This window comes from uncultured Mucilaginibacter sp. (assembly GCF_903893715.1).
Lineage (GTDB): Bacteria > Bacteroidota > Bacteroidia > Sphingobacteriales > Sphingobacteriaceae > Mucilaginibacter.
The window spans coordinates 1-2,644 of sequence record NZ_CAITNG010000105.1; the positions used below are offsets into that span (position 1 = coordinate 1).

At 47.0% G+C, this 2,644-nt stretch carries 4 protein-coding genes; 1 reads left to right on the plus strand and 3 read right to left on the minus strand.

What is annotated here, in order from left to right; genetic code table 11:
* Together QZX97_RS11785 and QZX97_RS11790 are read right to left on the minus strand one after the other, a co-directional pair.
* Positions 1–672, minus strand: a 672-nt coding sequence (locus tag QZX97_RS11785) for a lysophospholipid acyltransferase family protein (protein ID WP_295664666.1), incomplete at its 3' end; no start/stop codon positions are given.
* Between the two features lie 47 nt (positions 673–719).
* Entirely contained in the window at positions 720–1,283 is a 564-nt protein-coding gene (locus tag QZX97_RS11790) for an NUDIX hydrolase (protein ID WP_295664667.1), read from the minus strand.
* Positions 1,284–1,370: 87 nt separating this feature from the next.
* On the opposite strand from QZX97_RS11790, the gene QZX97_RS11795 reads away from it, so the two are divergent.
* Entirely contained in the window at positions 1,371–1,580 is a 210-nt protein-coding gene (locus QZX97_RS11795; protein ID WP_295649680.1) for a YqaE/Pmp3 family membrane protein, read from the plus strand.
* A gap of 43 nt (positions 1,581–1,623) precedes the next feature.
* On the opposite strand, the gene metK is transcribed toward QZX97_RS11795, so the two are convergent.
* Positions 1,624–2,644 (minus strand): methionine adenosyltransferase (gene metK / locus QZX97_RS11800; RefSeq protein WP_295664668.1); only part of this gene is annotated, 1,021 nt, incomplete at its 5' end.

Genomic DNA, 2,644 nt, shown 5'->3' on the forward strand with positions numbered 1-2,644 from the left:
GCCTGCGGGCTCAATGGGCTCCAACACTTTTAAGGTAATATGCTCGAACGCGCTCAGCGGGTAAAAGCCATATTGCACCATCCGCCACGAATTGTCGATAGCCAGCGGAACCAATAATGCTTCAGGGCATTTTTTAAGTATCGTGGCCACACCACCCACCTGAAACGTCTTTACTTTGCCATCCTTGGCACGTGTCCCTTCCGGGAATATCACCGCCGACCAGTTTTTCTCCCGCATCCTGCCTGCCAGTTTCACAATTTCCATAATGGATTGCTTGGTATCTTTCCGGTCGATATTGGCACCCCCGCCTTTACGCAGGTTATATGATATGGATGGGATGCCCTTGGTCAATTCAATTTTCGAGATAAACTTGGCATGGTGCTGCCTCAAAAACCAGATGATTGGCGGAATATCGTACATGCTTTGGTGGTTAGCCAAAAAAATGATGGGCCGGTTTAATGGCAACTGATAATTGTTGGTAAAAGTTACGCGGATACCCAGCAGATAACACGTGGCAACCAGCCAAAAGTTCATCCAGTCAACAATAAGTTTATGCGCTTTGTACCCACCTATATTATAGGCCAGCCACTGCGTGGGGTGGAATATGCCCAACCAAAACCAAAAGAAAAGGTAATATATTGGCGTAAGGATGTATCCAAAAAACTTATTCATCGTCGGGGCAAAAGTAATAATTTATGGATAAAAGTATAACGCTCCTCTCAGCCAAGCTTTTGCTCCAACAACAGCACCTTTATTTTAAGTACGGCAGCCACTGTCAACGAGTCTGTAATCTCATTATTGCATACCATTTCATATACCTTTTCAAAAGGAAGCTTGCGCACTTCCAGTTGTTCGGTATCCTCAGGCTCGGCTTCAAACTGCTCCAATCCCCGGGCCAAATAAACAATGCCCAACTCATCACTCACCGAGTTTGACAAATGGATGCGCTGCAGCTCGCTCCAATCATTGGCTTTCAGCCCCGTTTCCTCCAACAACTCCCGCTTGGCCGATTCCAAAGGCTCGGTACCCAACGGGCCGCCGCCCTCGGGCATCTCCCAGCTATACTGCCCCAGCGCGAAACGAAACTGCCCCACCAAATAAGTATTCAAATCATCATCCAACGGAAAAACGCCTATTGCCACATTTTTAAAATGCACTTTTCCGTATATCCCCGGGTTGCCCGATGGGTTGATCACCTGATACTCGGTCAATCCTATCCAGGGGTTGCTGTATATTTCTTTTTGGGAAGTTATTTTCCAGGGGTTTTCTTCGGGATGCTGCATGTTTCAAAGGTAAATTAATGCGTAAAAACCAACTAATCTTTGTGCGATTATGTAACATTACCAGAGCAGGGCACTCTAAACAATAGCATGCGTTACTTCCTTTGCTTTATATTTCCACCTATCGCGGTTTTAACAACCGGGCGCATCGGCGCGTTTATATTGAGCATTATCCTTACTATTTGTTTTTGGATACCGGGCATTATTCACGCCATCCTTATCACCAACGATTATTACGCCGAGCGCAGGCACCGCAAAATGGTGAGGGTAATGAAACGCACCGGCCACTACACGTATTAAAGGCATAAAAAAAGCCCCCGTTAGCTAACGGGGGCTTCATATTTTATAAACCAAAGGCAGCTTTTACCTTATCTACATAATCAAGTTTTTCCCAGGTAAACAGCTCCACCTCAAAGGTTTTAGCAGTACCATCGGGCAGTGTAAAGGTTTTGGTTACGGTTTGCGGCTCTTTACCAAAGTGCCCGTAAGCAGCGGTTTCGCTATAAATAGGGTTGCGCAGTTTAAAACGGGTTTCAATGGCGTAAGGTGTCATGTCGAACAATGCCTCAACTTTTTCGGCAATCTGGCCGTCGGTCAGTTTAACCTTTGCTGTACCAAAAGTGTTCACATAAATACCCATAGGCTTGGCAACGCCAATAGCGTAGCTTACCTGTACCAATATCTCGCTGCATAAGCCGGCAGCAACCAGGTTTTTAGCGATGTGGCGGGTAGCATAAGCAGCCGAGCGGTCAACCTTTGATGGGTCTTTGCCCGAAAACGCGCCGCCGCCATGCGCGCCTTTGCCTCCATAAGTATCCACGATGATTTTACGGCCGGTTAAGCCGGTGTCGCCATGCGGGCCGCCGATCACAAATTTACCGGTAGGGTTAATGTGGTAAACAATATCGTCATTAAAAAAGTGGCCGTATTTTGGATATTTAGCTTTTACGCGAGGTATCAATATGCCAATAATGTCTTCGCGTATTTTGGCCAGCATTTTTGCCTCTTCGTCAAAATCATCGTGTTGGGTCGATACCACAATGGCATCAATGCGTACAGGCTGATTGTCATCGCCATACTCCAGCGTAACCTGCGATTTTGCATCCGGGCGCAAATATTTAATGTCGGTATTCTCCCGGCGTATCGCGGCAAGCTCCAATAAAATGGCATGGGCAATATCCAATGCCAAAGGCATGTAGTTATCGGTTTCTACGGTGGCATAGCCAAACATCATACCCTGGTCGCCGGCGCCTTGCTCTTCTTTGGTTTTACGGTCAACGCCCTGGTTAATATCCGGCGATTGCTCGTGTATCGCCGATAACACCCCGCACGAGCTGCCATCAAACATATATTCAGCCTTGGTA

Coding starts and splice junctions, on each gene's coding strand:
- QZX97_RS11790 (WP_295664667.1), bottom strand. CDS start 1,283: ATGCAGCATCCCGAAGAAAACCCCTGGAAAATAACTTCCCAAAAAGAA.
- QZX97_RS11795 (WP_295649680.1), top strand. CDS start 1,371: ATGCGTTACTTCCTTTGCTTTATATTTCCACCTATCGCGGTTTTAACA.